Annotated in this window: 26 protein-coding genes; 6 read left to right on the forward strand and 20 right to left on the reverse strand. The window is 42.5% G+C overall.

Annotated features, from left to right (window positions below; translation table 11 throughout):
* Positions 1-127: 127 nt before the first annotated feature.
* Positions 128-310: a hypothetical protein gene (locus IT970_RS13645; RefSeq protein WP_036973088.1), complete on the forward strand. Its 183-nt coding sequence runs from the start codon at positions 128-130 to the stop codon at positions 308-310.
* Here the strand turns inward: IT970_RS13645 and IT970_RS13650 are convergent.
* From IT970_RS13650 to IT970_RS13660, 3 genes are read right to left on the reverse strand one after another with little or no spacing between them, the layout of a single operon-like run.
* Positions 307-1,113, reverse strand: a complete 807-nt coding sequence (locus IT970_RS13650) for a phosphotransferase family protein (protein ID WP_065978322.1) — start codon at positions 1,111-1,113, stop codon at positions 307-309. The genes IT970_RS13645 and IT970_RS13650 overlap by 4 nt on opposite strands.
* Positions 1,114-1,737 (reverse strand): nicotinamide riboside transporter PnuC, encoded by a 624-nt coding sequence (pnuC, locus tag IT970_RS13655; RefSeq protein WP_036973092.1) that lies wholly within the window; start codon positions 1,735-1,737, stop codon positions 1,114-1,116. It lies immediately after the preceding gene.
* A 23-nt stretch (positions 1,738-1,760) separates the two neighbouring features.
* On the reverse strand, positions 1,761-2,018 hold the full coding sequence (locus IT970_RS13660) for a YkoF family thiamine/hydroxymethylpyrimidine-binding protein (RefSeq protein ID WP_036973093.1): 258 nt from the start codon (positions 2,016-2,018) through the stop codon (positions 1,761-1,763).
* A 114-nt stretch (positions 2,019-2,132) separates the two neighbouring features.
* On the opposite strand from IT970_RS13660, the gene IT970_RS13665 reads away from it, so the two are divergent.
* Complete coding sequence (locus IT970_RS13665) at positions 2,133-2,372, forward strand: DUF2960 domain-containing protein (RefSeq protein WP_036973096.1); 240 nt, start codon at positions 2,133-2,135, stop codon at positions 2,370-2,372.
* Between the two features lie 9 nt (positions 2,373-2,381).
* On the opposite strand, the gene alr is transcribed toward IT970_RS13665, so the two are convergent.
* From alr to radC, 17 genes are all read right to left on the reverse strand, one after another.
* Positions 2,382-3,461 carry an alanine racemase gene (gene alr / locus IT970_RS13670; protein ID WP_074989353.1) on the reverse strand — a complete coding sequence of 360 codons (1,080 nt, stop codon included), beginning with the start codon at positions 3,459-3,461 and terminating at the stop codon, positions 2,382-2,384.
* Positions 3,461-4,840 carry a replicative DNA helicase gene (gene dnaB, locus IT970_RS13675; RefSeq protein WP_036973100.1) on the reverse strand — a complete coding sequence of 460 codons (1,380 nt, stop codon included), beginning with the start codon at positions 4,838-4,840 and terminating at the stop codon, positions 3,461-3,463. The genes alr and dnaB overlap by 1 nt, the downstream gene beginning before the upstream one ends.
* A 159-nt stretch (positions 4,841-4,999) precedes the next feature.
* Positions 5,000-5,941, reverse strand: coding sequence for a DUF4097 family beta strand repeat-containing protein (locus tag IT970_RS13680; RefSeq protein WP_036973102.1), 942 nt, complete (start codon positions 5,939-5,941; stop codon positions 5,000-5,002).
* A gap of 11 nt (positions 5,942-5,952) precedes the next feature.
* Positions 5,953-6,441, reverse strand: a complete 489-nt coding sequence (locus IT970_RS13685) for a hypothetical protein (protein WP_083202712.1) — start codon at positions 6,439-6,441, stop codon at positions 5,953-5,955.
* Entirely contained in the window at positions 6,428-6,979 is a 552-nt protein-coding gene (locus IT970_RS13690) for an RNA polymerase sigma factor (RefSeq protein WP_036973104.1), read from the reverse strand. Before IT970_RS13690 ends, IT970_RS13685 begins: the two co-directional genes overlap by 14 nt.
* Before the next feature lie 125 nt (positions 6,980-7,104).
* Positions 7,105-8,853 (reverse strand): DUF7305 domain-containing protein, encoded by a 1,749-nt coding sequence (locus IT970_RS13695; protein WP_196857414.1) that lies wholly within the window; start codon positions 8,851-8,853, stop codon positions 7,105-7,107.
* Entirely contained in the window at positions 8,834-9,358 is a 525-nt protein-coding gene (locus tag IT970_RS13700; RefSeq protein ID WP_118844648.1) for a prepilin-type N-terminal cleavage/methylation domain-containing protein, read from the reverse strand. Before IT970_RS13700 ends, IT970_RS13695 begins: the two co-directional genes overlap by 20 nt.
* A complete protein-coding gene (locus tag IT970_RS13705; RefSeq protein ID WP_118844649.1) occupies positions 9,358-9,756 on the reverse strand; it encodes a type IV pilus modification PilV family protein in 399 nt (132 codons plus the stop codon). The genes IT970_RS13700 and IT970_RS13705 overlap by 1 nt, the downstream gene beginning before the upstream one ends.
* Positions 9,753-10,205, reverse strand: a complete 453-nt coding sequence (locus tag IT970_RS13710) for a GspH/FimT family pseudopilin (protein WP_036973108.1) — start codon at positions 10,203-10,205, stop codon at positions 9,753-9,755. Before IT970_RS13710 ends, IT970_RS13705 begins: the two co-directional genes overlap by 4 nt.
* Before the next feature lie 5 nt (positions 10,206-10,210).
* Positions 10,211-10,633 carry a type IV pilin protein gene (locus IT970_RS13715; protein WP_196857415.1) on the reverse strand — a complete coding sequence of 141 codons (423 nt, stop codon included), beginning with the start codon at positions 10,631-10,633 and terminating at the stop codon, positions 10,211-10,213.
* A gap of 337 nt (positions 10,634-10,970) precedes the next feature.
* Positions 10,971-11,423, reverse strand: coding sequence for a 50S ribosomal protein L9 (gene rplI / locus IT970_RS13720; protein ID WP_036973111.1), 453 nt, complete (start codon positions 11,421-11,423; stop codon positions 10,971-10,973).
* 35 nt (positions 11,424-11,458) lie between these two features.
* Positions 11,459-11,686 carry a 30S ribosomal protein S18 gene (rpsR, locus tag IT970_RS13725; RefSeq protein WP_002962753.1) on the reverse strand — a complete coding sequence of 76 codons (228 nt, stop codon included), beginning with the start codon at positions 11,684-11,686 and terminating at the stop codon, positions 11,459-11,461.
* 12 nt (positions 11,687-11,698) lie between these two features.
* On the reverse strand, positions 11,699-12,001 hold the full coding sequence (gene priB / locus IT970_RS13730) for a primosomal replication protein N (RefSeq protein WP_036973732.1): 303 nt from the start codon (positions 11,999-12,001) through the stop codon (positions 11,699-11,701).
* 67 nt (positions 12,002-12,068) lie between these two features.
* Positions 12,069-12,410, reverse strand: a complete 342-nt coding sequence (gene rpsF / locus IT970_RS13735) for a 30S ribosomal protein S6 (protein ID WP_036973113.1) — start codon at positions 12,408-12,410, stop codon at positions 12,069-12,071.
* A 244-nt stretch (positions 12,411-12,654) separates the two neighbouring features.
* On the reverse strand, positions 12,655-12,810 hold the full coding sequence (rpmG, locus tag IT970_RS13740; RefSeq protein WP_022946036.1) for a 50S ribosomal protein L33: 156 nt from the start codon (positions 12,808-12,810) through the stop codon (positions 12,655-12,657).
* Between the two features lie 11 nt (positions 12,811-12,821).
* Positions 12,822-13,058: a 50S ribosomal protein L28 gene (gene rpmB, locus IT970_RS13745; RefSeq protein ID WP_036973115.1), complete on the reverse strand. Its 237-nt coding sequence runs from the start codon at positions 13,056-13,058 to the stop codon at positions 12,822-12,824.
* A 274-nt stretch (positions 13,059-13,332) separates the two neighbouring features.
* Positions 13,333-14,007: a RadC family protein gene (gene radC / locus IT970_RS13750; RefSeq protein WP_036973117.1), complete on the reverse strand. Its 675-nt coding sequence runs from the start codon at positions 14,005-14,007 to the stop codon at positions 13,333-13,335.
* A gap of 143 nt (positions 14,008-14,150) precedes the next feature.
* Between radC and coaBC the strand changes: the two genes are divergently transcribed.
* The 4 genes from coaBC (at position 14,151) to katG (ending at position 21,425) form a co-directional block, all read left to right on the forward strand.
* On the forward strand, positions 14,151-15,344 hold the full coding sequence (gene coaBC, locus IT970_RS13755) for a bifunctional phosphopantothenoylcysteine decarboxylase/phosphopantothenate--cysteine ligase CoaBC (protein WP_065978320.1): 1,194 nt from the start codon (positions 14,151-14,153) through the stop codon (positions 15,342-15,344).
* Positions 15,345-15,456: 112 nt separating this feature from the next.
* A complete protein-coding gene (gene slmA / locus IT970_RS13760) occupies positions 15,457-16,044 on the forward strand; it encodes a nucleoid occlusion factor SlmA (protein WP_036973120.1) in 588 nt (195 codons plus the stop codon).
* A 216-nt stretch (positions 16,045-16,260) separates the two neighbouring features.
* On the forward strand, positions 16,261-19,023 hold the full coding sequence (locus IT970_RS13765; protein ID WP_196857416.1) for an alpha/beta hydrolase family protein: 2,763 nt from the start codon (positions 16,261-16,263) through the stop codon (positions 19,021-19,023).
* Between the two features lie 188 nt (positions 19,024-19,211).
* Positions 19,212-21,425, forward strand: coding sequence for a catalase/peroxidase HPI (gene katG / locus IT970_RS13770; protein WP_036973125.1), 2,214 nt, complete (start codon positions 19,212-19,214; stop codon positions 21,423-21,425).
* The last annotated feature ends 10 nt before the right edge of the window (positions 21,426-21,435 follow it).

A 21,435-nucleotide genomic window follows, 5' to 3' on the forward strand; every position in this document is an offset into this window, starting at 1 on the left:
AAATGCTAGCATTGAACACTTTACATGCTTATAAATTCAGCAATTTTCATTAAAACACTTCACATTAAGGCAGAACCACGGTATTAACGTATACTTATAAAATTAATAACAAGGTGGGAATTTGATCATGAGTTTAATGTCAACAGAGCAAGTTGCAGAATTTTTAGGTGTAAAAGTAGAACGCGTGAAACGACTTGCTCGCGAACATTTACTGATCTCGAAATCACAAGATGACAAAGGTGAGCCTTTGTTCGAACACGATGATGTAAAAAAATACAAAGAGCTTGCCGAGCGAATTGGTGGCCTTTAGCGTTTTTGCTGTTTAATGAAGTGGTGAAGCTGCACAAGCAGTGGCGCCACTTTATCCATTGCCCCTCTTTGCTCGTACCAACAAATACACAATAATAAAAATAGCCCCTGAAATGCCGCCAGCTTGTTGAGCGAAAGGGTAAATTCGTGGTGGGCTGATACAAGTGTTCGGTATTGTTCAAGCAAAGCTTGCTGTTGTTCAGTATTCAGCTGAAAACTGACTACTAAGGCTGCCAAATCAAAATAAACATCATTACTTTTGGCATATTCGAAGTCAATTAAAAACATACCGCTATTATTCACAATGATATTTTCTTTAACCAAATCATTATGGCAAAAGCCCATATCTTTTGGTGCATTAGCAATATAAGCGAGTGACTCTTCTATTAATGTAAGATGCTGTTGGTAGCGAGTGGTGTGTTGATAACAATTAATTTCATAAGCGATGTCCATTGGCTCTGTGAGCAAGGGATACAGGTGCAGATTGACTAAATCTGGCAGTAAACTGTCACAAAAATCGCCGCTGGCAATACGACCTTCAACATAATCGAAAATAGCCGTGTCTGTGGCTTGTTCTAGCCAAAGAGGCGCTGGGCAGCAACTTTGTTTAGCAAAATGTGTTTGAGCAGCCAAGCCTAGTGCAGGCCAATGGTCGCGATAATGTTTTACCAAATAGCTATTGGTCGCTGTTTTTACTAAGTAATTATCGTTACTTAACCCTTCAACCAATGGACTGATTGACGTAATCGTTAACGCGGGATCAAAACGCGAAAATAGCGCGTTTATTTGTTGTTCTGTTTTCATTTAAAGTTGAGCTAATGGCTTAGCTTGATGTTGCTCATACTCTTCATACCAGGTTTTAAACCCCCACGCTGCCATAATGGTATAAAACACAAACAGCACCAAGGTCGGGTAATACCCTTTTTCAAAGTACAAATACATGGAAGCCGCATCTATAACAATCCAGTATAGCCAATTTTCAAGAACTTTTTTGGCGACAAGGTAGGTTGTAACCACAGCAAAACAGGTGGTAAAGCTGTCTAAATATGCAAAATCTGCATGCGTGTAATTGGTCATGATGAAACCAATCACCACCGAGGCTAATGAGGTAGTAAATAAGATCACGACATGCTTTTTTAATGACCACGAAACAATCGGCAACCGGTCTTTATGGTTTAAACCTCGTCGCCAAATTACCCACCCATACACAGCCATGTACATGTAGTATAAGTTAAGCAGCGACTCCATTAATAGCGCGCCGTTCCAGTACATTACGGTGTAAATAAAGGTGCTTGCAAACGCGGCAGGCCAACACCATAAGCTCTCTTTAATCGCGAGCAACAAGTACGCCATCGACAACGCCACTGCAATATATTCCCAGTGCGACATTGCCGTAAAGCCAGAGAAAGTTTCGGTTAAAAATTCCATATCACGCCGTCGTTATCGATTACTTAATCATCGCTTGGCGACAAATCACCGTGTAAAAATTTACAAACAAAAATTGCTTTACCAAACTCTTCATAAGAGCGCTTAATTTCAGTGTTAAGTACAGACATGACTAAGTCGTAATCACCAAAAATTTGTGTAGATAGCGTATTAGTAATCACTTTAAGGCCATCATAGCTGTTTACGCGGTCAATAAAGCCTTTAATAAATGGAATGTAATCTTGATGAAGTGGGTATTTACTAATCTCTACAGAAAGTTTCATTTTAAGCTACCGAGTTTTTTAACAGTGTCGCATTGTAACCCGCTTATAGCGACAAGTCATGGCTAAGGCTCGTATTTAGTGTAAAATCAGCCCTATAAATTAAGAGGAGTCATTATGGCACGCCGCATTACATACACATTTAAAAACCAACCTCGCGAAATCAACTTTTCTAAAGACAAGTACCGCGACATGTACCACGCCATTGCGGCAGCTGAGGGAATTGACTTAAGCAATTATTTAAAGATGGAACAACAAATAGAAATGACCTCAAAAGGCTCTGCGGCAGTGCGTAATTTTCGTGACCAAGAGTTTGCAAAAATGGGCTTTAGCGACATCTATTTTATTAAAGAGTAACGTGCCTCGTTACTCTTGATACTCATAGCTGACTCGCGGAGTAATATTACACAGTAGCTCGTAAGGTATGGTACTAGCACACTGCGCTATTTCTTCGACAGGCAGCTCTGGGCCCCACATGATTACTTCGTCACCCACTTGAATATTGTCGCCATTATCGCCAATATCAACTGTTATCATATCCATCGCGACGGTGCCGACAATACCATAGCGTTGTGATTTAATGATCACCGGTGTGCCTTGTCGTGCATGGCGAGGATAGCCATCACCATATCCCATCGCGACAACCGCAAGCTTGGTTGGCTTATCACTGCACCAACGGCCTCCGTAACCAACACACTGATGCGCATCAACATCGCGAATTGCAATAACGCGTGTTGTTAAACGCATCACTGGCGCTAAACCGTGTTCTTTACCCACACCATTTAGCATCGGCGAGACACCATAAAGCATTAACCCTGGGCGAACCCAATCACCATGCCCATGCGGCCATGCTAAAATACCCGCTGAGTTTGCTAAACAGTGCTGCTGAGCTTTGCCATCCGTTAATGAATCAAATAACGCTATTTGCTGGGTGGTTTTCTCATCGTTTACATCATCAGCACACGAAAAATGCGTCATTAATTTAATATCATCACGTGCATTGTCACTTGCTTTTAAACGATGATAAAACGATTCAAATTGTGATGGTGCAATCCCTAAACGGTGCATCCCTGTATTAATTTTTAACCAACACGCTATCGGTGCATCCAACGTGGCACTTTCAAGTGCAGCCAATTGATTTTCATCATGAATAATGGTCTGAAAGTTATTCGCGAGCAAAATAGGTAAATCGTCTTGATGAAAAAAGCCTTCAAGTAAAACGATTGGTTTTGTTAAACCTCCCGCCCGCAGCGCTAATGCTTCATCAATACGTGCCACTGCAAATGCATCAGCGGCACTTAGGTGCTGGGCAATTTTAACCAAACCGTGGCCATATGCATTGGCCTTTAACACCGCCATCACCTTGCAATTGGGCGCAAAGTGCTTCACTTGCGCTAAGTTATTAGCCAGTGCTTTTAGATTAATTTCGGCGATGGCTAAGCGCATTAATATTCGTCATCCATAGCTGGGCCCGCGTAGTTATCAAAGCGTGAGAATTGACCTTGGAACGTAAGACGCACTTTACCGATAGGCCCATTACGTTGCTTACCGATTATGATTTCAGCGACCCCTTTCTCAGCACTGTCTTCGTTATACACTTCATCACGATAAATAAACATGATTAAGTCGGCATCCTGCTCGATTGAGCCTGATTCACGTAAGTCAGAGTTGATTGGGCGTTTATCAGCACGTTGCTCTAGCGTACGGTTAAGCTGCGACAGGGCAATTACAGGGCATTGTAGCTCTTTGGCAAGGGCTTTTAATGAACGCGAGATTTCGGCAATCTCTAAGGTACGGTTATCAGATAAGCTCGGAACGCGCATTAGCTGCAAGTAGTCGACCATGATCATACTAATACCGCCATGATCGCGTGCGATACGACGTGCACGCGAACGTACATCGGTCGGTGTAAGGCCTGATGCATCGTCAACATACATCTTCCCTTTTTCCATCAATAAGCCCATGGTTGAAGAGAGGCGAGCCCAATCATCATCATCTAATTGGCCTGTACGTACTTTCGTTTGGTTAATACGACCGAGTGAGGCAAGCATCCTCATCATAATTTGTTCTGACGGCATCTCTAGTGAGTAGATCAGCACGGGTTTGTCTTGCGTCATTGCCGCATGTTCAGCTAAGTTCATCGCAAACGTGGTTTTACCCATTGATGGACGTGCAGCAACAATAATCAGATCTGAAGGCTGCATACCCGCGGTCATTTTATCTAGATCGGCATACCCTGTACTTACACCCGTTACACCATCTTGTGGCGATTGATATAACTCTTCAATCTTATCAACCGTTTTTTCTAGAATGCTGTGTAAGCTTTGTGGACCTTCGGTACTTTTAGTACGTTGCTCGGCAATTTTGAATACTTTACTTTCTGCAAAATCGAGCAAATCATGGCTTGTGCGTCCTTCTGGACTAAAGCCCGCTTCGGCGATTTCGTTTGCAACACCAATCATTTCACGAATAACAGCACGTTCACGAACGATATTTGCGTATGCGTCGATGTTGGCAGCACTGGGAGTATTTTTTGCGATTTCAGCAAGGTAAGCAAAGCCACCCACATTGCTCAGCTGATTATTTTTTTCTAAGCTTTCAGAAATGGTGATCAAATCAATCGGGTCGCCTGCTTCTGCAAGACTCACCATCGCTTCAAAAATCAACTTATGTGTGCGGGTATAAAAATCCTGCGAGACAACCAACTCAGCAACACGGTCAAACGCTTGATTATCAAGCATTAAACCACCTAAAACAGATTGCTCAGCTTCAATTGAATGGGGAGGAACTTTTAACGTATCGACTTGCTTATCTGGTTTAGCCATATCTTCACAAAACTTAAATTGAATGGCTCTATTCTATCGACTTGCAAAGGCTGTGCAAATAGAAAAGCGGGAAATCTTCCCGCTTTATTGTAATTAAGCTAAACCTTGGTAACTAGACATATTACTCAGTGCTTAGATTAATGACGCTCACCTTAGTGATTATTTTTGTTTGCGCAGTTCTATGCGACCACTAATGGTATCCATTTCAATATCAGCGTTCCCGCCATTGACACTAAACTCAAGATCACTCGATGGCCCATACTTCGCTTTTATTGCTTTATCATCACTTAACTCATTAACAATTTTGCCGTTTGCATGTGCTTCTATTTCAAACTGGGCTGATACGTCAGCTGGGAAGTAAAACTCCGCATCTCCACTGACAGATTCAAAGCGCACATTTGCACCGGTGAGTAATTTATTAATATGCACTTCGGCTTCGCCGTTTACCGTATTGATACGTAGTTTTTTAATTGCATCAAATGCAAAGTCGATATTACCGTTTACATTTTCAAGACGCACATCTTCGGCTTTGGTTTTTGACTTGATATCGCCATTTACTGCTGTAAAACGCAGCGTACCTTGTGAGTTTTTATCATTAATTTCACCATTCACCGTTTCAAAACGAATGTCACCGTTTAGGTCAATCGCATTGACATCACCATTCACCGTTTCAAAACTCATGTTACCGCTAATATCCTGCACCGTTATATCACCGTTCACAGTATCAATGTCGGCGCCTGCTGCCAGCTCTTTGGCACTGACAGTCACATTCACCCCAGCAAATTCGAGCTCACTGCTTTTTGGCATATAAATCGTTAAACGTGAACCGTCGCCTTTGTTCCAGCCACTTATGTTACGTGGCATTTTGACAATAAACTCGACGCGGCTTCCTTCCACATCTAAACGATAACCGTCGGCTTTATCATCTAATTCACCTTCGATTTTTAACACCGGTTTATCCCACCCTTCAATACGCACATCACCACGTTGGTTTTCAATAAAAATGCGCTTATTCGCAGGTATATCAACCTGTTCATTGATTGTTTGTCCTGCCATTGCCATCAGTGGCAGTAATCCTAATGTTAATGCGAGTAGTTTCATGGTTATCACTCCTAAATCGTTTGCCACTTAGGTGCATGCACCTTATTAATTAAATCAAGTTGTTGCTGATAAACCTGCGACAGCATTTGTAATAACGCAGGATTTTCAGGTTCATTTTCCAGTGCTTGCTTAATGGCACTCTCTGCTTCTTCTAATTCTTTAAGCTGCTGCTGCCAATTGTCGGTAAGTGCAGGTTGATTCTGATATTGCACCAACAAGCCCTGTTTTTGCTTCGTAAAATAATCACTCATGGCTATCATCGTATTCGGCTCGGTCTGAGCAACAAACAATTGCACGCTAAGCAGTGCCGCAACACAGCATGCAGCAACGGCTGCAAGCTTATTCCACGTAAAACGTGACTGTTCAGCTTGTTGCTCTGTAGGGTGAGCAATTGCACGCTCAATACCCGGCCATAAGTTTTTATCTGGGCCGATATCTTGCTTAGGTTGATTAAGCGAGTCATTTAAAAACTGTTCAAAATCTGGCTTACTCATTTTCATACCACTCTTTTAATAACTGCCTTGCACGGTGAAACTGCGATTTACTTGAACCAACGGCCATATCAAGCATGCTGGCTATTTCTTCATGGCGATAGCCTTCAATTGCATGGAGTACAAACACCATACGCGCTCGTTCGGGCAACCTGAGTACTAATTTATCAAGGCCATTTAAACCCTGACAGTCCGCTGCACTTTGTTCATCCATGCCACTTTGCTCAAAGCTCACGACTTTCTGTAACCAGTTTTTATGTTTACGAATATAGCTAATCGCAATATTACTCGTCACGCTGTGTAACCAGGTCGTAAACTGTGAGCGCCCATCAAAATTGGCGATTTTGTGCCACAACTGTACAAACACTTCTTGTGTTGCATCTTCGGCGTGCTCTTTATCTGCAATAAGTCGCAAACAAAGGCTGTAAACACGTTTCACATGCAACTCATAAAGTGCTGCATAGGCAACTTGATCGCCGCTTTTTACGCGCTCAATCAAGGTGTGCTCACTTTGCTGTGCAAACGCTTGCTCTGCATCTATCAACATCCCGGATGTTGTCCTTTATGATTATTGTTGTGAATTTAGTGTATTAGACGTAAGGAGGGATTCAAAAGGTTTAAATGAAACTAAATATTTTTTCGAGCAAGTATCACCTTGCTCGAATTAGGTCATTATTGTGCGGGGCTCGGTTCACTCTGTGGCGGTGTTTTGTAGCTCCAGCCTAAAAACACAATCCGTGCAGGGGTTGACGGTTTCCCCCCATTTTGTACTTTAAGCAGACCCGCATCATAGTGCGCCCCACTGCCGCCTGATGAGGTGATCACCGCACCACGAACACTGCCAAATAGCTCGCCACTTCCCGACAATTTTACCGTGGTAAGCGGCGCATAAATTGCGGCATACAAGTTTGCAGCGCCACTAAATTGCACACCATTCACACTGTTAAATGACGAGTAAAACGACAGCGATGGATGCCCACTGGTCGTTAATCCTTCTTGTTCAGTGATCACTTTAGCACCGGCACCAATATTAACTTTTCCCGTTAATAATACAGTAAGACTGCTGTCTTTTTTGATCGTCAGGGTGGTATCACCTTCCATTGAAAAATCACCATCTATCAATAAGATGACATCGCCCCCTGAGACTTCCATTTTGCCATCACTGGTCATTTTCAAACCATCTAAAGCAAATACATACTCTTTAGAATGGCTCCCATTAGATTGATTTTGAATCTTCTTATCAAACAAAAATACATCAGCTAAGGTCGGCACAATAATTTGGCTGCCACCATTGCTGTGAAACCCTTGTTCAGTATTAAACTTAAATAGTTGAGTAGGCCCAACCGAAATAGAATCATACCCAGTGATACCAGCCATTATGTCAGTCATTTTTTCGGGCAAAATTAAAGGGTCACAGTTGGTATCAGGGTTACTCGGATCGTAATCAGGTGCCGTGGGGTCGGCCACAGTGACGGGTTCAACATTCGGGTTTATATTAAATTTACTATTACTGTAATGTACGCCGTCTTGCTGGTTATTGTAGGTGTCTTTAAAGTCACCAGTACCACCATACATGATATCGAGGGTCTCACCTTGAGTATTATCAATGTAAGTAGACCATTGCATTGTGGCATCACCATTTGCTCTTACTACACCTGAAATGCGGCCACCTCGGTGTTTATAGTAGCCCCGAGTATACACATTTCCATCGACTCGCAGACCACTACCTGGAGAAATATACACCCCCGTATTAGAGTGAATATTACCTATAATGGGCGATGACCCGTTTAAGTAAATTACACCACTGGCTTTTACATCACCTCTAATTGGCGAGTGCCCTGAAAGCACAACATCAGAGTCACCGGCAATAGTTGATACATCACCGTCGTCCGATTTAGTTTCTTCGTAAGTACCTTGGCTTGAATCATAACTGTCGATACTTCCACTGCCCGACAAATTAACCCCTTTACAGCCAACCATCGCATTGGTAAATACCGAGCTGCCTTTGGCACCTTGAATGCCAAAGCGTGCGACTAAATTACTCTGTGCATCGCCTTCAAAGCGCTGCCCTAGGCTGGCAATTTCAAGCTCGCCATCAGGGTTTTTAGTAAGGGTTGCACTAAAGGTAGCATCACTCGCAATAATGCCGGTACCAGACGCTAAATTCGTTTTATTAATTAAATCATCAACCGCTAATACGCCTTCACGGTTCAGTGTTTGTTGTAATAGTTTAGCTTGCTCAAACACCCCTTTTTCGGCTAGCAAACGGCTGTTTAACTTTTTCTGAAAATTACCGCTCAAACGTTCTTGCACAATATTTTCACGCAGTGAGCTCAGCACCACAAGACTGGCCATGCTCGTTAAAATCAGCACTGTAATTAAGGTAAAACCATGTTGCTTATTAAACACTGCCACCACCATATGCCTTCAGTAAGATTGTGTTTGTGAGCGCAATATCGATATTTATACCATTGCCGAATTGCCCAGGTAATTGCTCTGGTTTCACACTCACCGTCACTAATTCACCCGCGATATCAAACGATAAGCTCTCGACCCCAGTTAACAAACGCTCCGCAGCTGCGCCATTCAGTGAGCACATTAAGTTATTATCGTTTAAGCTATAAACTTCAGTAACTTGCACTGCGGTAACTTGACCATCACAGGCAATGACACCAGCAGGCTGAGTGATGGTTATCATGCTTTTATCAGCACTAATAACCGGGGTTATTTGAGTTTGCTTAATGCTGCGATTAAACACTTTACTCGTGTAACGAAGCACCTCTTGTGCATTTTCGAGCTCTTTGCTCACCTGAATCGTGCCTTTAATCGCCGAGTAAGACAAACTAATCCCAGCAAGTAAAAATGCTCCCGCAGCCAGCGCCACCATTAACTCGACTAAGCTAAACCCTTTTGTATGTTTTATCATTAACACACCGCCGACAAATCAGGGAAACTCGCATTCAAACTGATCTGGTTCTCAGCATTATCAGTCATGCGTTTATCGACCCAACTAACATTAATTTGCATGTCATTATTGTATACAGCAGGCAGAGTTATTTCGTAGTCACTAACCTGTGGAGAAAGACTCGCTCTAAAGGTCGCATCTTGAAATAAGCCGGGGTTGGTTTTTTGAATATCACAAATATGCGGCCAAAGTCGCTCTATGCTGTTTTGACCTTGAATAAGCGACACCGTGTAATGAAAACTGTTAGTAGCATACTGAAGCGATTTAAGTTGGGCAGCAGCCAACCCTAATAAAGCGATTCCGGCGATTACCACAGATATCATGACTTCTAGTAATGAAAAACCTTGCTGCTTAATCATGCACATCCTCGCTCTGAACTTTCAACTAACCAGTTTTGGCCACTTTTTAGTACACACATTACATAGTCAGTGGTGTTGCTGTGATTGTCTTTAATATCTATTTGCGCTTGCTGGTTAACCTCGCCACTGGCACTCACGGTCAAGGCTGCTAAATCAACCGTTATGCCAGATTTGGTTACACTAAATTCTTTAAGAACCGTAGCCACGCCCGCTTCATTTAGCGTTACCTGCCAGCGGTTGTTATTAACGACTAAGTTAATTTGTCGCTCACGCTTTACTGCTTCACTGCGCGCATATTTATAGACACTATTTAGTTGATTTGCGGTCGTTACAACGCGATCTTGCAAGATTTGCTGGCTAAATGACGGGAAAGCAAGACTAGCCATAATACCAATAATAACCAGTACGACCATTAATTCTATCAGTGTAAATCCGGCCTTTCGTCGCACTTCAACTACTCCCAACAATCATTCTCTGAGGCGGTGTAACTGCCATCATGTTTCACAGTGAGATCACCACAACGATCACTTGCTTGCGCCGAACCAGACTTTGGTGATGCTTTTAAACTATAACCACGGTTTTTAAAGTCACTGATTGCACCGGCGACTTTATCTGTAGGGGTGTAAGTGAAAGTATAAAAATCAGTATTTTGTGCCGTAAATGCGTTAGGGTAACCACCATTTCTTGAATAAATACGCTCAAGACTCGCGCTATATTGCAATAACTCTTGTTGTATGTCGGCACGGCGACTGCGTTGCATTTGTTCGGTATAACCAGGTAACGCTACGCTATATAAAATACCTAAAATAGCGATAACGATCAGTATTTCAACAAGTGTAAAACCACTGTGTTTTCCCGATGATAATGTCTCCTTCAACTTTCATTCCTTACAACTTTTTTATGAAACCACTATAAATGACAGCGCTGTCGCTGTCAATTTAACCAATTCTAACTAACTAGCCTGATTATACTAACTAAAAATAAAAAATTAAGACAAAAGGCTGTTTGTGTTTAAAATAGGTAAACAAAACCCCATTCTATTAAACATTAATGCAAATAGCACAACTATTGACAGGGAAGCAAAGCAAAAAGAGTAGTAAGTAAGTAAGTAAGTAAGTAAGTAAGTAAGTAAGTAAGTAAGTAAGTAAGTAAAATTTAGATACAAAAAAGCCGCGCTTAATAAAGCACGGCTTTTTTTCTACTTAATATTGCTATTAAGCTTCAGCGATAACGATTACTTTGATAGTAGCCGTAACGTCTGAGTGTACTGCGATTGCAACGTCAAATTCGCCAGTCTCACGGATAGTACCTAGAGGTAAACGAACTTCTGATTTTGCAACTTCAACGCCAACAGCTGAAATAGCTTCAGCGATGTCGCGAGTACCGATAGAACCGAATAACTTGCCTTCGTCACCAGCTTTAGAAACTAGTGTAACTTCAGCTAATGCTTCTAACTTGTCAGCGCGAGCTTGAGCAGCAGCTAGATCTTCAGCGATCTTAGCTTCTAACTCAGCACGACGTGCTTCGAAAGTTTCGATGTTAGCTTTAGTTGCAGGAACTGCCTTACCTTGTGGGAAAAGGAAGTTACGTGCGAAGCCAGATTTAACTACAACCTGGTCACCTAGGCCACCTAGGTTTGCGATCTTGTCTAGTAGAATAACTTGCATGTCTCTACACCTTTTAAAAACTGTTAATCCGCTGCTTACTTATGTAAGTCAGTGTATGGAAGAAGGGCTAAGTAGCGAGCACGCTTGATAGCAGTTGCTAGCTGACGCTGATATTTAGCGCTAGTACCTGTGATACGGCTAGGTACGATTTTGCCACTTTCTGTAACATAGTTTCTAAGAGTAGCTAGATCTTTATAATCGATTTGTTGTACGCCTTCCGCTTTAAAGCGGCAGAACTTACGACGTCTGAAATAACGTGCCATGAGTTTAATTCCTCAAAAAATTCTTTCTATATGCTGAGCATGCAAGACCAATTGGCTTAAACCATTTCGGCCTTCGTGTCGGTTTAAAAAACCCGTCACTTGCACTTGTTGCCCAACGTGCAATTGTTGAGTCTGTTGTTGCATTGGCGTGCCACTGGCAACAACTTGAAGCCTGACATAACTATTACGGTTAAGGTCTGCTTCAACTTGCATCGATTTATGTTCAAGAACAAAAATACAATGCGGTATACCAGCAGGGCTTTGACTATATTTTGGGGTTTTACATACAACCCCAGATAACGTCAGCTGATTCATAAAAGGATTAACCGGTTGGCTCATCTTAGTGTCTCAACTGCAAGCGCCATGCTTGGACTCAAAACGATTAAGCAGCTGGTGCTTCTTTCTTCTCTTCTTTCGCAAGAGGAGATGCTTCAGTTACAGCGTCTTTAGTACGCATAACTAAGTTACGAAGCACTGCATCGTTGTAGCGGAAAGTAGTTTCTAGCTCGCTGATTACTTCAGTAGGTGCTTCAACGTTCATAAGAACATAATGAGCTTTGTGAAGCTTGTCGATTGGGTAAGCCAATTGACGACGGCCCCAGTCTTCAAGACGGTGGATAGTACCACCAGCTTCAGTGATAGAACCAGTATAACGTTCGATCATACCAGGTACTTGCTCACTCTGATCAGGGTGAACCATGAATACGATTTCGTAATGACGCATGGATATTCCTTACGGTTAATAGAGCCTTCTACCGTTTCGGCCAGTCGGTTTAAGGCAAGGAATTAAATTTAATAAGCCGAAATGAGCGCGCATTTTACGCTTAGATTGATAATTAAGCAAGATAAAACAGCAAGCCAAGTTACAATCTTATAAATATTTGCAATAGCCTAATTTTCTAAGGTAGTTAAGCATAAAACAAAAAACCCAGCCGAGGCTGGGTTTTTGAGATTCTGAAAAACTAAAATTACTTGATTTTAGCTTCTTTGAAAATCACGTGTTTACGAGCTTTAGGATCGTATTTTTTGATTTCCATTTTTTCAGGCATGTTACGCTTGTTCTTGTCGGTAGTGTAGAAAAAACCAGTACCAGCAGTTGAAACTAAACGGATCTTATCGCGCATGATTCAGTTCCTTAAACTTTTTCGCCACGAGCACGGATTTCTGTAAGAACCGCGTCGATGCCTTTTTTATCGATAATACGCATACCTTTAGTCGTAGTGCGTAATGTTACAAAACGTTTTTCACTTTCAACCCAAAAACGGTGAGTTTGTAGGTTAGGTAGGAAACGACGTTTAGTCGCGTTTCTCGCGTGTGAACGGTGGTTACCAACCGCTGGACGCTTACCTGTAACTTGACATACTTTAGACATGTCTATATATCTCCAATAACTTCGCTCGAGCTTAATTTTCCCTTAGGCCATGTATTTGTGCCCCGGGATAAATCGAAGGGCGCTCTTTATACAGCTTATACAGGCAAAGATCAAGTAACAGATCTTATCCAATCAGCTCATGTGTAAATTTGATAGCGGCTAATTATAATGATCGAAAGCCCTTAGGGAAAGTAAAAACTGCATTTAAATTAAACTAATTTCTAAAAACAGCCTAAACTGCTCATTTTTAACACACTCTCTCGGGCATACAGCCTTATATAAGCCCTCGCTCGGCAAAAGAAACACAATTTTTACCGCCCACAATGATGTGATCCAGCACATTTATGTCAACCAACGACAGCGCTTGCTGTAATTTTTGCGTTATGAACTTATCGGCTTGACTGGGTTCTGCCACACCACTTGGGTGGTTATGAGCCAAAATAAGTGCCGCTGCATTATTTCTTAATGCGGCTTTAACCACTTCGCGAGGATAAACAGATGCGGCATTAATTGTGCCATAAAATAGCACTTCATCTTTAATCAACTGGTTTTGGCTGTCTAAGTACAGCACCATAAACACTTCTTGCTGTAACCCCCGTAGTTTAATTGTTAGGTAGTCGTACACCGACTGAGGCGAATTAAATACAGCCTCTCTATGACATTGCTCGAGCATGTATCGCCGGCTAAGCTCTAACACGGCTTGTAATTGTACATACTTTGCAGCACCTAGGCCCCTTTGTGCACAAAACTCATGTTCTGTGGCATTAAACAAGTTGTGCAATGTACTATTTATACGCAATAGATGCTCAGCCAACTCAACCGCGTTCATGCCCGGCACGCCAGTACGTAAAAATATCGCTAATAACTCAGCATCTGAAAGCGCTTTAGCTCCCTGTAAAAGCAGCTTCTCACGTGGTCTCTCTGCCAATGGTAAATCCGTTAATGGCATCATTTGTCCCTAAAAACATTACTTTGGTCATTAAACTGTAATATAAAATCCAGTTTTTTCCTGTCTTTAAAAAAGAAAACTTCATGCAATCGGCAAAGATTTGCTATCGTTAGCCCATATCGACAAAGGTAAAATTTCACGTAATGACAAAATCAGTTAATAAAAAAATCCTGTTAGGTATGAGTGGTGGCATTGCAGCCTATAAATGTGCAGAACTTGTTCGTCGTTTAAAAGATGCGGGCTGCGACGTTAAAGTGGTCATGACCGACTCAGCCAAACATTTTATAACACCACTGACAATGCAAGCTGTGAGTGGAGAAATTGTCTCTGATTCATTACTTGACCCTGCAGCCGAAGCAGCAATGGGACACATTGAATTTGCCAAATGGGCTGACCTGATTTTAGTCGCCCCCGCGACCAGCAATATCTTAGCGAAAATGGCGATGGGCATTGCCGATGATTTACTGACTACGTTATTGTTAGCCACACCTGCTAAAGTAGCGGTTGCTCCTGCAATGAACCAACAAATGTATGCTCACCCAGCGACTCAAGCAAACCTTAGAACTCTCAAAGATCGCGGCGTCGCAATTTGGGGACCCGGTAAAGGTGAACAAGCCTGTGGTGATGTAGGTGCCGGAAGAATGTTAGAACCTCATGAACTAGTGGCGCTGTGTACGCAACCAGACATTGAGCCATTATTGGCAGGTAAAACAATCACAATTACCGCTGGCCCCACGCGTGAAGCCCTCGATCCTGTGCGTTATATTTCGAATCATAGTTCAGGCAAAATGGGTTATGCCCTTGCAGAAGCAGCGCTTGCTTTAGGTGCTAAGGTCAACCTTATTTCAGGGCCCGTCGCAATTACAGCACCCGCGAATGCAAAGCTCACCAATATTGAAAGCGCAGAGCAACTTTTAACTGCGTCGATGGAACTTGCGGTGCAGTCTGATGTTTTTATTGGGTGTGCTGCAGTCGCCGATTACCGCGCAGCCGCAATTCAAGATCAAAAAATGAAAAAACAAGGTGACGAACTCACGCTCACTTTAGTCAAAAACCCTGATGTGATCGCAAACGTAGCTGGGCTTAGTAAAAACCGCCCTTACACTGTTGGCTTTGCAGCAGAAACGCAAGATGTGGCTAGCTACGCCCAAGGTAAATTAAAAAACAAAAACCTCGACATGATCTGCGCGAATGATGTGTCAAAAGAAGGTCTTGGCTTTAATTCAGATCATAATGCTTTAACACTGTTCTGGCATAATGAGCAGCTAGATTTAGCCATGGGTAGTAAAAAGGATCTCGCGATGAGCGTAATGACTGAGCTTGCCAAGCGTGTGTAAAAATGCTGGAAAGAAGCTGAATAAAACATTAACATAAGCGCCTCATTTGCACAAAAAATGGCTTGTCTGACTCTACTGAGCACAAGTAATAAATTATAAGAAAGGAATGGTCATGCCTGCGACAAAAAGAAGTAATCGCAAAGAGCAGATTCTGCAAGCACTCGCACAAATGTTAGAAACCAGCCCAGGTCAACGTATCACCACCGCAAAATTAGCGGCTGAAGTGGGCGTGTCTGAAGCTGCGTTATATCGTCATTTTCCGAGTAAAGCACGGATGTTTGAAGGCCTAATAGAATTTATTGAAGATACGCTGTTATCACGCATTAACCTCATATTAGAAAATGAGAAAGAAAGCCAAACCCGTGTTTATAATATCTTGCTGTTATTATTAGCCTTTGCTGAGAAAAACCCAGGAATTACTCGCATATTAACCGGCGATGCCCTGCAAGGTGAGCAAGAGCGTTTACGCGAACGAGTGCAAGGCTTATTCGAAAAGCTTGAAACACAATTTAAGCAAGTATTGCGTGAGCGAAAACTACGTGAAGGCAAAGCATTTCAATCAGACGAAACCACGTTAGCCAATTTCTTACTTGCCTATGTCGAAGGTAAGATGAATCAATTCGTGCGTAGCGACTTTAAAGCAAAGCCAAGCTCACAATTTGAAAAGCAATGGCCAGAATTACAAAAAATCTGGTTGTAAAACAAGCTTTATAAGCGCGATGTCATATCGCGCTTAATCCCCCACCTTTTGATTGTCCCCCATAAGCGAGTCCTCGTAGCTCATTTCTCGTAGCGCGTTTCACGTAACTAATAACTTTAACCCACCTTAGGAAACTGGCAACTTATCGTATCTACTCGAATTGTTTATTAAAAACGCTACACTGGGGCATAAACTTAAAAACAATGAGAAAGGTAAATGAAAGCGCAATTATCACTTTTGAGCTTAGCCTTGGTGACTAGCCTAGGCAGCACACAAGTCAGTGCTAAGGAAGCCCTGCAATTTAAAGACGTGTTTGATTTTAAATACGCAAAAGGCACACAACTGTCTGAAGATGGTCGTATCTTAACCTTGAGTGCAGACCCTTATCGCGGCAATGCACAAGGCCAAGTATACACGCTTAATAACAATGCCTTACTAAGCACCGTTGAACGCGGTACGCGCCCTACTATTAATAAAGCAGCAAACTGGGTCGCGTTTACACAAGTACCAACCCTACTTGAAAAAGAAACCACCAAGAAAAAAGATGAGCTAAAAAACAACCTAGTTTTAGTGAATACTAAAGACGGTGAACAACAAACGTTTAACGATGTAAAAGATTATACGTTATCAGATGATGGCGTATGGCTTGCTTACCGTCTTGATCAAAAAGCAGATAAAACTGAGGCCAAAGACGACCAAGAAAAAGACGAAAACAGCAGCGAAATCAAGCCAGACAAAAAAGATAAACGCTTTGATTTAGTGCTTGTTAACCTTCAAGACAAAACCACTCACACTATAAATAATGTATTTAGCTATGCGATTAGCAGCACTGGCGAGCAATTATTAGCAAGCCAAAGCTTTAGTGATGGTGCCGACAACCAAATCGTATTAGTCGACTTAACAAATAGTTTTAATACCAGTGTATTAATTGATGAGCCAGGTGTGGTTGCAAACAAAATTGCATGGCAACCTAACAGCAATACCGCAGCGCTTTTAGTGGGTAATTATGTAAACGATGATACAAGACGTCGCGACCACAGCTTACAGCTTTTAGAAAACGGGGCTCTATCAACCATTAACTCTGCAGATAGCAGCTGGACTATCGGTAAAACAGCCTCACTCACATGGTCTGAAGACGGTAAGCGTCTATATTTCGAGAATCACCCAAAACTGGCTGATAAAGTAAAAGCCAAAGAGTATACAGACGAAGCCTCTTTATATGATTTCGATACAATTCGCGACCATAAAGGCTTAAATGTTTGGCACAATAAAGACGTTGAAATTAAACCTCGTGAAGAACAACAGTGGAATGAGGCTAACAAACTTCGTCACTACCAAGCGGTTTACCACGTAAACGGCAAACAGGTTGTACAATTAAGTACACCCAATATGCCCGAGGTATCACTTAACACTAATCGTGACGCGCTTTTAGGCTACTCAGACCTGCCGTATTTAGAGCGTGTTATGTATGGTGGTTTCTTTGCTGATTACTTCAGTGTTGACGTTAAAACAGGTAAACAAACACCTATCGTCAGTGACTATCCCTTTAGACCCAGCCTTGCGCCAAATGGTCAATACGCGGCATTTTTTAAAGACAGCCACGTTCAGCTAAAAGACCTAGGTAACAACAAAGTTTCGACGTTATCTAAGGCAATTAACGCTATTTTTGCCGATGATAAGCATGACTACCCATCACCTCAACCGGGTTATGGTTTTGCAGGCTGGTTAAACGACAGCAGCCAAGTACTGGTTTACAGCAAATTTGATATTTGGGCTTTTGATGTCGCAACACAAAAGGCAACGCGCTTAACACAAGGTAAAGAAACAAATACCCAATATCGTGTTATTAAACTTGATAAAGACCACGTTGGCTTTGCTAAAGACGACACATTATTACTAAGCGCAACTAACTTACAAGATAAGCAAACCGAAATTGCCAAGCTTGACTTAACAAGCAATAAAGTAAGCAAAGTACTGTCGGGTAAAAAGCGCTATGATGTGGTGAAAAAAGCTAAAAATGCCGACAAATACCTCTTTACTGCGCAAACGTACCAACAATTCCCTGATTACTACCAAGCAGATTTTAGCTTCAAAAACCCACAGCGTGTGACGAACCTAAACCCGCAAATTAGCAACTTTGCTTGGGGCGAAAAACCTGAACTTATTAGCTATAAAGGCTTTGATGGTGAAGACTTACAAGGTGTTCTAATCAAGCCGGCAGGCTACAAAAAAGGCGACAAAGTGCCCGTCGTTGTGTACTTCTATCGCTATATGAGCCAGCGCATGTATGACTTCCCGAAAATGGAGTTAAATCATCGCCCTAACTTCCCTATGTTTACCTCGAATGGTTACGCCATTTTCTTACCGGATATCCGCTTTGAAATTGGTCACCCAGGTAAATCATCGACCCAAACCATGATTAACGCGACTCAAAAACTGATTGATTTAGGCATTGCCGATCCTAATAAAATTGGTTTACAAGGTCACTCATGGGCAGGCTACCAAAGCGCCTTTATGATCACCCAAACAGATATGTTTAAGGCGGTTGTATCGGGTGCACCTGTATCTAACATGACCAGTGCTTACAGCGGTATTCGCTTAAAATCAGGTCTTGCGCGTCAGTTCCAATACGAAACGGGGCAAAGCCGCATTGGTAAAACATTATTTGAAGCACCTGAACTTTACATCGAGAACTCACCGGTATTCTTTGCAGATAAAGTAAACACACCTATTTTAATTATGTTTGGTGACAAAGATGACGCCGTGCCCTGGCACGAAGGAGTACAGTACTATTTGGCACTGCGTCGTGCAGGTAAAGATGCTACGTTCTTACAGTATGAAGGCGAGCCACATCACTTGAAGAAATTCCCTAACCAGGTAGATTTTTCAATTCGCATGATGGAGTACTTTGACCATTATCTAAAAGGTAAACCCGCCGCTGAGTGGATCAAAAACGGCGTACCCTTTATTGAAGAATAAACAATAAGCTGAATATCAGCTTATCTGCCCCCCTTCCAGAGCCAGCATTGTTGCTGGCTTTGTTCTATAAAATCAATCATTCCATCTATTTTTTCGATTTTATCAATCGATTTAAACCCCAGTTTGTAAGTGGAAAGTTAACCAGAACAGCTCTATATTTCACGCAACTTCCAACTGGAGACAACACAATGTTAAAAAAATCAACCTCAGCATTTTCAAAAGTCGCTGTTGCTGTTTCATTACTCATCGCAACAAATGTACACGCCACTAACGACATCAAATCAAACCAATTTTGGTGGCCAGAGCAACTCGACTTAAGTCAACTGCGCGCACACGGCGCTGAATCAAACCCAATGGGTCCTTACTTTGACTACAAAAAAGAATTTTTAAAGTTAGACCTTAATGCAGTGAAAGCCGATATTGAAAAAGTGCTGACTGACTCTCAAGACTGGTGGCCTGCCGACTACGGTCACTATGGTCCATTCTTCATTCGTATGGCGTGGCACGCATCAGGTACTTACCGTACATTCGATGGCCGTGGTGGCGCTGGCGGTGGTCAACAACGTTTCGACCCACTAAACAGCTGGCCAGATAACGCCAACTTAGACAAAGCGCGTCGCTTACTTTGGCCTATTAAACAAAAATACGGTCGCAGCATCTCATGGGCAGATTTAATGGCGCTAACAGGTAACGTGGCACTTGAATCAATGGGTTTCAAAACATTCGGCTATGCCGGTGGTCGCGAAGACGATTGGGAGCCAGATTACGTTTACTGGGGCCCTGAAGGCAAAATGTTAACTGACGAGCGCCGCGACAAAAAAGGCAAACTAAAAGGCCCATTAGCAGCGGTTGAAATGGGTTTAATCTATGTGAATCCAGAAGGTCCACATGGCAACCCAGACCCACTTCTTGCGGCTGATGATATTCGCTTATCGTTTGGTCGTATGGCAATGAACGATGAAGAAATCGTTGCACTTATCGCAGGTGGTCACAGTTTTGGTAAAGCACACGGTGCGAAAAAAGCGACTTGTTTAGACAAAGAACCCGCCGCAGCCGCTATCGAAGAGCAAGGTTTAGGTTGGAAAAACAAGTGCGGTAAAGGTCACTCAGAAGATACTGTTACTTCAGGTCTTGAAGGTGCATGGACCGTGACGCCAACGCAATGGTCAATCAACTACTTACAAAACTTATTTGCATTTGAGTGGGTTAAAACAAAAAGCCCAGCAGGCGCAACACAATGGATCCCAGAAAATGGTCAAGCGTCTAACCTAGTGCCAGATGCGCACATTAAAGGTAAGCGTCATGCGCCTATCATGTTCACAACTGATATCGCGTTAAAGGCAGATCCTGCGTTTCGTAAAATTTCAGAGCGTTTCTTAAACGACCCGAAAGAGTTCGAACTAGCGTTTGCTAAAGCATGGTTCAAGCTAAACCACCGTGACATGGGCCCACGCGCTCGTTACTTAGGTGACTTAGTGCCAGAAGAAGTGCTAATTTGGCAAGATTACATTCCTGAAGTTGACCACAAGCTAGTTGATAGCAAAGACATCGCGTCACTTAAAGCAAGCATTTTAGATTCGGGTTTATCTGTATCTGAACTGGTACGTGTGGCGTGGGCATCAGCAGCAAGCTACCGCGATACTGACATGCGTGGTGGTGCAAATGGGGCACGTATTCGTTTTGCTCCACAAAAAGATTGGCCTGTAAATAACCCGAAAGAAGTGGCAAATGTGCTGAGCAAGCTTGAGAAAATCCAAACTAAGTTCAATAAAAATGCAGCAGGTGGAAAAGAAATTTCACTGGCAGATATGATTGTTCTGGGTGGCGCGGCTGCTATCGAAAAAGCAGCAAGTGATGCAGGTTTTTCTATTGCAGTACCATTCAAGCCAGGTCGTATGGACGCATCACTCGAAATGACTGACGTTGAATCGTTTGAAGTACTTGAGCCAACGGCAGACGCGTTCCGTAACTACTACAGCTCAGCATGGAAATCACCTGCTGAAATGTTAGTTGAGCGTGCTGATTTACTAAGCTTATCGGTGCCAGAAATGACAGCACTACTAGGTGGTATGCGTGCCCTTAACGCTAATACTAACCAAACACAACACGGTGTATTCACGAAAAAACCTGGCACATTAAGCAACGATTTCTTCGTTAACCTACTCGATATGTCAACGAAGTGGTCTAAGTCATCTGAAGAAGGTGTTTACGAAGGCCGTGACCGTCAGTCAGGCAAGCTTAAGTGGACAGCAACACCGGTAGACTTAATCTTTGGGTCTAACTCAGAGCTACGCTCTATTGCTGAAGTGTATGCATCTGACGATGCTAAACAAAAGTTTGTTGACGACTTCGTTGCAGCATGGACTAAAGTAATGACGCTAGACAGATTCGACCTACGTTAATACCAATACC

The organism is Pseudoalteromonas sp. A41-2 (genome assembly GCF_015767615.1).
In the GTDB taxonomy this organism is placed as follows: domain Bacteria; phylum Pseudomonadota; class Gammaproteobacteria; order Enterobacterales; family Alteromonadaceae; genus Pseudoalteromonas; species Pseudoalteromonas lipolytica.